This window comes from Microbacterium sp. H6, from assembly GCF_003314775.1.
Lineage (GTDB): Bacteria > Actinomycetota > Actinomycetes > Actinomycetales > Microbacteriaceae > Microbacterium > Microbacterium oxydans.
This window is the reverse complement of sequence record NZ_QOAY01000188.1, coordinates 303-6,805: the sequence shown is the minus strand read 5'-3', so window position 1 is coordinate 6,805 and position 6,503 is coordinate 303. Positions and strand designations below refer to the sequence as shown.

6 protein-coding genes are annotated in these 6,503 nt (G+C 69.9%); 4 read left to right on the top strand and 2 right to left on the bottom strand.

All coding sequences use genetic code 11. The annotated features are described in order from the left end of the window. The 4 genes from DSP71_RS12315 to DSP71_RS12300 form a co-directional block, all read left to right on the top strand. Positions 1–1,267: sensor domain-containing protein (locus DSP71_RS12315; protein WP_220151114.1), on the top strand; the 1,267-nt coding region annotated here is incomplete at its 5' end. A 136-nt stretch (positions 1,268–1,403) separates the two neighbouring features. After that, a complete protein-coding gene (gene paaI / locus DSP71_RS12310; protein WP_113681228.1) occupies positions 1,404–1,832 on the top strand; it encodes a hydroxyphenylacetyl-CoA thioesterase PaaI in 429 nt (142 codons plus the stop codon). Between the two features lie 23 nt (positions 1,833–1,855). Further along, a complete protein-coding gene (paaK, locus tag DSP71_RS12305; protein ID WP_113681231.1) occupies positions 1,856–3,175 on the top strand; it encodes a phenylacetate--CoA ligase PaaK in 1,320 nt (439 codons plus the stop codon). Between the two features lie 97 nt (positions 3,176–3,272). Continuing rightward, on the top strand, positions 3,273–3,914 hold the full coding sequence (locus tag DSP71_RS12300; protein WP_113681227.1) for a TetR/AcrR family transcriptional regulator: 642 nt from the start codon (positions 3,273–3,275) through the stop codon (positions 3,912–3,914). 21 nt (positions 3,915–3,935) lie between these two features. Here the strand turns inward: DSP71_RS12300 and paaZ are convergent, their stop codons facing one another. Continuing rightward, the gene (gene paaZ, locus DSP71_RS12295) at positions 3,936–6,017 is read right to left on the bottom strand and encodes a phenylacetic acid degradation bifunctional protein PaaZ (protein ID WP_113681226.1); all 2,082 of its coding nucleotides are present in this window, start codon (positions 6,015–6,017) and stop codon (positions 3,936–3,938) included. Beyond that, positions 6,014–6,503: 3-hydroxyacyl-CoA dehydrogenase family protein (locus tag DSP71_RS23745; RefSeq protein ID WP_258546414.1), on the bottom strand; the 490-nt coding region annotated here is incomplete at its 5' end. The genes DSP71_RS23745 and paaZ, both read right to left, overlap by 4 nt.

Below are 6,503 nucleotides of genomic sequence, written 5' to 3'. Positions count from 1 at the left end.
ACGAACTGTCCTGGGAGTGCTCACGGCGGGGGCGATCATCGCCCTGTCGGGGTGCGTGCCCGCACCGCAAGCCACACCGAAGCCGACTCCGGCAACCGAGAGCCCTGCTCCGGCGCCGTACGACGGTCCGACGGTGTTCGTCGGAGACCAGCTCGACTGGTTCCTGCCGAGCGCCGACGAGATCGCCGGTCTCCTCCCCGACGTCGGCGACGTGGGGTCGCCGTCACCGTCGCTGATCCAGATCTCCGACGGAGGCGGCCCCGAGCTCTCGCCGGCGATCTGCAACCTCTTCCTCTACGAGCCTTCCCAGGCGTCGATCGGCGCGCGCTCGGTCACGTGGACCAGCTCCCTCCCCGATGGGCGGGACGGCTGGATGCATGTGCTCCAGTTCGCGGACGAGGCGACGGCGCAGGGGCTGATGGACCGGTACGTCGAGGTGGCGAAGCAGTGCGCGGACTTCACCTACGGCAGCGGCGCGTCGACGTTCGACTCGACCACGCTCGACTCCGGGGATGGGATCCGCGCCGTCACCGGAGCGTTGGTGCTCGACGACGGACTCGGCGGCGGACACCGGCTCTACCAGGGGTACGCGTCGGTCGGCAACGTCCTCGTGAACTTCTGGCAGCCGTTCACCGGCGACGCCGCCTTCGACGCTGAGCGGGCCGCCGCGTTCCTGAGCGACCAGGCGTCCGACGCTCGGTCGCAGCTGATCGAGGAGTTGACCGCGAACCCGCCGGCGCCCGCAGCGACGCCGCCTGCTGTCGACCCTGCTGCGGCGTGGAGCAGCTGGCAGGTGAGCGCTACCGGGATCGGGCCGATCGTCCTCGGCTCCGACCTCGACGAGGCCATCGCGGCCGTCCCGGGAGCGACGGTGATCAGGCCGGAGTGGGACGGGGGGCAGACGCGGATCGTCAGTCCGGACGGTTCGGCCTCTGTGCTGTTGTGGACCGACGCGGGCGACTCCGTCGTCGATGCCGCATCCATCGGTTCCGCGAACGTCGGGAACGAGCCCCAGGAGGATCCTGCCGCGTTGCCGACGGCAGGCGAGGTGCGGATCGGCGACACCGTCGGCGAGGCCGAGGATGCGTTCCCCGGGGGCACGGCGATCCGTATCGTGTCCTCCGGCGAGTACTTCTATCAGTGGACGACGCGCGAGGGGGCGGCGATCCGGTTCCGCGTCGATCGCGACGCCGGCGACCCGAGTGCCGTGATCACCGGCATCCTGACGGAGGATGCGACACTGCGCCGGCTTCCCGACTTCAGCTGAGGGGTTCGTCCACAGGCCGGGATCCCGGAGCAGACGAGGCTGACCTGCTTGACTAACTGAACGATCGGTCGGTTAGTATGAGCGGATCGGGTACCGCAGGTGCAGCGCCCGAACCCGCTCGACGAGGAGGTCGACGATGACGGAAGCGACGGCGTGGACGACGGACGACGCGCGCCCGAACCGCGCGATGATGGAGCGCGACCGCGCCTCGGCTTCGCTGGGCCTCGTGGTCGAATGCGATGACCCCGGCCACGCGGTCGTCTCGATGCGCGTGCGGGACGACATGACCAACGGCTTCCACATCACCCACGGCGGCTTCGTCTTCGCCCTGGCGGACACCGCCTTCGCGATCGCGTGCAACGAAGACGACAGGGTCACCGTGGCCGCCGGCGCGGACATCTCCTTCCTGAAGCCGACCGTATCGGGACAGACCCTCACCGCCACCGCCGTCCGACGGTCGCTCAGCGGACGCTCCGGCATCTACGACGTGACCGTGGTCGACGAACGGGGCGATCCCGTCGCCGAGTTCCGCGGGCGCTCCCGCACCACCAGCCAGACCTTCTGAATGCTCCGGAGAACCTCGTGTCGATGACGACCGCAACACCCTCCCACGTCCACCCGCCCGCATCCGCCGAGCTCGACGCGGAAGAGCGGATGTCGCGCGACGAGATCGCCGCGCTCCAGCTCGGTCGACTCCAGCAGACCGTGCGCCACGCCTACGCGAACGTGCCTCTCTACACGCGCAAGTTCGACGAGGCCGGCGTGCACCCGGACGACATCCGCACGCTCGACGACGTGCGGCTGCTTCCCTTCACGACCAAGGCGGATCTGCGCGAGACCTATCCGTTCGGGATGTTCGCTGTGCCGATGTCCGACGTCGCCCGCATCCACGCCTCCAGCGGCACCACCGGCCGCCCGACGGTCGTCGGCTACACCAGAGGCGATCTCCAGCGGTGGGGCGCGCTGGTCGCGCGTTCGCTGCGAGCCAGCGGCATCCGCCCCGGCATGAAGGTGCACAACGCCTACGGCTACGGACTCTTCACCGGCGGGCTCGGCGCACACGCGGGCATCGAAGCGCTCGGCGCGACGGTCATCCCGATGTCCGGCGGCCAGACCGCACGCCAGGTGCAGCTGATCCTCGACTTCGAGCCCGACGCGATCCTGTGCACGCCCAGCTATCTGCTGACGATCGCCGATGCGATGGCCGCGCAGGGAGTCGACCCGCGCTCCACCTCGTTGAAGGTCGCGGTTCTGGGAGCGGAGCCCTGGTCGAACGAGATGCGTCACGAGCTCGAGCAGCGCCTCGGCATCGACGCGCTCGACATCTATGGTCTCAGCGAGGTGATGGGGCCCGGTGTGGGCAACGAGTGTCTCGAGACCAAGGACGGTCCGCATGTGTGGGAGGACCACTTCCTGCCGGAGATCATCGACGGAGAGAGCGGCGCCGTGCTGCCGGACGGCGAACTCGGGGAACTCGTGTTCACCTCTCTGACCAAGGAGGCGTTCCCGGTCATCCGCTATCGCACCCGCGACCTCACCCGCCTGCTTCCCGGGACGGCCCGGCCCGGGATGCGGCGGATGGAGAAGATCACCGGCCGCAACGACGACATGATCATCCTGCGGGGCGTGAACCTGTTCCCCACGCAGATCGAGGAGCTGGTGCTGGGGATCGAGCAGCTGACCCCGCACTTCATCCTCGAGCTGTCGAAGGCGGGGCGCATGGACACGCTGAAGGTCCGCATCGAGCGGCACCCCGACCTGTCCGTCGATACCTGCCGCAGCGCCGCGGAGGTGCTGGCGCAGCGGATCAAGATCTTCGTCGGATCGACGGTGGCCGTCCAACTCGAGGAGCCGGGAGCGCTGCCCCGGAGCGAGGGGAAGTATAAGCGGGTGTACGACCTGCGCTGATGCGGGCGATGCGGGGATTGACACGGAGAGCCGTCGCGCCCGCCTCGCGGTCGGTGCTCCCGCCCGCCCGCCGCTTCGAGTGCGAGACTGTGGGGTGATGTCCGAGATGCAGAGCACGCGACGAGGCCGACCGGGGTACGACCAGCAGGGGATCCTCGCCGTCGCCGTCGCCGCGTTCAACGAGTACGGGTACGACGCCACGTCGATCGGGATGCTCGCCGAGCGCCTCGGTCTGTCGAAGTCGGCGATCTACCATCACTTCGGCTCGAAGGACGAGATCCTCGACCTCGCTCTGGACGCGGCGCTGAGCGGCTTGGAAGCCGTGGTGGACGGCCCGATTCCCGACTCGGCTGCCGCTCAGGGGGCATCGAGCGCGGTCGACCGGCTCGAGCAGGTGCTGCGCGGCGCCGTCCGGGTGCTCGTGGAGCAGCTGCCGGCCGTGACGCTGCTGCTGCGGGTGCGGGGCAACACCGAGGTGGAGCGCAGGGCTCTCATCCGTCGCCGGGCGTTCGACCGTCGGATCACCGCTCTCGTGTCTGAGGCGCAGCGCGAGGGGGAGCTGCGGGCCGACATCGACGCGAGTGTGGTGGCGCGTCTGGTGTTCGGGATGATCAACTCGATCGTCGAGTGGTATCGGCCCGGCGGGCGCGAGGGCGCCGACCGTCTCGCAGACGACGTGGTGGCCGTCGCCCTGGACGGCTTGCGCACGGACGATGGCGCGGGAGCCGCGGTCGTCTGACCGGGGCTCCCGCGCTCAGCGTCACGCCGCCGCACGCTCCTTCGCCACCAGGGTGAGCACGTCGTACGTGGCCACGATGTCATCGTGCTGGTTCTTCAGCACCGCATCCCACCGCACCTCCCCGTACTCGTCGGTCTCCCTTGGGGTGATCTGCTTCGCGGTCAGCTCGACCCTGATGTCGTCGCCGGGGGAGACGGGCGTGACGAATCGCAGGTTCTCCAGCCCGGAGTTCGCCAGCACGGGGCCGGGAGCCGGGTCGACGAACAGTCCCGCAGCCCACGACACCAGCAGGTATCCGTGCGCCACGCGTCCGGGGAAGAACGGGTTCGCGGAGGCAGCGTCCTCGTCCATGTGCGCGTAGAACGTGTCGCCGGTGAACGCCGCGAACGTCTCGATGTCGTCGAGGGTCACCGTGCGCGAGCCACTGGCCACCTGATCGCCGACGTGCAGTTCGGCCAGCGACTTTCGGAACGGGTGCACGCCGTCGCCCCGCTCGTACGGGCGCGAGCTCGCGCCCTGGTGCCAGACTCCCGTGAGCGCGGTCATCATCTCCGGGGAACCCTGCACCGCGGTGCGCTGCATGTGGTGCAGCACCGCCCGGATGCCGCCGAGCTCCTCACCTCCGCCCGCGCGGCCCGGGCCACCGTGCACGAGGTTCGGGAGTGGAGAGCCGTGCCCCGTCGAGGTGCGGGCGTCGTCCCGGTCGAGGAAGAGGACGCGCCCGTTGCAGGCGGCCATGCCGGTGGCGAGGGCGACGGCTACCTCGGGGTCGTGCGTCGCCACGCTCGTCACGAGCGAGCCGCCGCCGCGAGCCACGAGGCTGCTCGCCTCGTCGAGGGTGCGATAGCCGACGATGCTCGACACGGGTCCGAACGCCTCGATCTCGTTCACGGCGGGGCTCGTGGGATCGGGGAAGCGCAGCAGCATCGGCGCCACGAAGGCGCCGTCGGGGGCTGCTCCTTCGGTGCCGTCGGCATGGCGGACGATCGGCGCGTCGGTCGTGCCGATCACCAGTTCGCCGCCGCCGGCCTGCAGGCGGTCGACCTGACGCAGCACCTCCTCACGCTGCGCGGTGGAGGCGAGCGGGCCCATGGTCACCCCTTCGGCGCGCGGGTCGCCGAGGATCACGCGCGACGACAGCCGCTCGCGGACCGCGGCGATCACGTCGTCGACAGCTTCCGCCGGCACGATCGCCCGGCGGATCGCGGTGCACTTCTGCCCGGCCTTCGTGGTCATCTCGGCGACCAGCTGCTTGACGTACGCATCGAACTCCGGCGTGCCCGAGACGGCATCCGTTCCGAGGACCGACGCGTTGATCGAGTCGGTCTCGCTCGTGAAGCGCACCCCTCCCGTCTGCACGGCATCGTGGGCACGCAGGCTCTCGGCGGTCGACGCGGAGCCGGTGAAGGCGACCAGATCGCCCAGCCGCAGTTCGTCGAAGAGACCCGGCACGCTGCCGGAGACCAGCTGCAGCGACCCGTCGGGGAGGAGCCCCGATTCCACCATCACGCGCACCATGGCCTCGGCGAGGTATCCGGTGGGGGTGGCCGGCTTCACGACGGTGGGGACGCCCGCGAGGAACGCGGGTGCGAACTTCTCGAGAGACCCCCAGACCGGGAAGTTGAAGGCGTTGATCTGCACGGCGACGCCGCGGAGTCGCGTGTAGATGTGGCGGCCGAGGAACGAGCCGTCCTTGGAGAGGTTCTCGACACCCCCGTCGACGTACACTTTCGCGTTGGGCAGCTCGCGCCGGCCCTTGCTGGAGTACGCGAACAGCACGCCGATCCCGCCGTCGATGTCGACCCAGGAGTCCTGCGCTGTGGCACCGGTGCGGCTGGACAGCTCGTACAGCTCGGCCTTGCGCTCGGTGAGGGCGAGGGCGAGCTGCTTGAGCACCACGGCGCGCTGATGGAAGGTGAGCTCTCCCAGCGACGCCTGTCCCACGGTGCGGGCGTGGTCGAGCACGGGCCCCAGATCGAGCCCGTCGGTCGAGACGCGGGCGACGACCTCTCCCGTTGAGGCGTCACGGACATCCGTGGCCTCGGCGTCGGACGACGGCGTCCACCACGCTCCCTCGACGTAGCTGGGGAGGATCTCGATCATTTCTGTTCCCTTCCTGAGGCGTCCCATTCGTAGAAGCCGCGTCCGCTCTTGCGGCCGAGGTGGCCTTCGGCGACCAGGCGTCGCAGCAGGGCCGGAGGTTCGAAGCGCTCACCCAGCTGTGCGGAGAGGTACTCGGCGATGCCCAGGCGCACGTCGAGGCCCACGATGTCGGTGAGCCGCAGCGGACCGACCGGGTGCTTGTATCCGAGCGTCATCGCGGCGTCGATGTCCTCGGCGGAGGCCACACCTTCCTCCAGCATGCGGATCGCCTCGAGCCCGATCGCGACACCGAGGCGGGACGACGCGAATCCGGGGGCATCGGCCACGACGATCGGTGTCTTGCCGATGGCGGCCACCCAGCCGCGGGCGGCATCGACGAGCGCAGGAGCGGTGCTCGCACCATGGACGATCTCGACGAGGGTGGAGGCGGGCACCGGGTTGAAGAAGTGCATGCCCAGCAGCCGCGAGGGGCGATCGAGCACCGCG

What these genes read in the sequence shown, in the direction of transcription:
- paaI (WP_113681228.1), top strand. Translation starts at nt 1,404, where the DNA reads ATGACGGAAGCGACGGCGTGGACGACGGACGACGCGCGCCCGAACCGC.
- paaK (WP_113681231.1), top strand. Translation starts at nt 1,856, where the DNA reads ATGACGACCGCAACACCCTCCCACGTCCACCCGCCCGCATCCGCCGAG.
- DSP71_RS12300 (WP_113681227.1), top strand. Translation starts at nt 3,273, where the DNA reads ATGTCCGAGATGCAGAGCACGCGACGAGGCCGACCGGGGTACGACCAG.
- paaZ (WP_113681226.1), bottom strand. Translation starts at nt 6,017, where the DNA reads ATGATCGAGATCCTCCCCAGCTACGTCGAGGGAGCGTGGTGGACGCCG.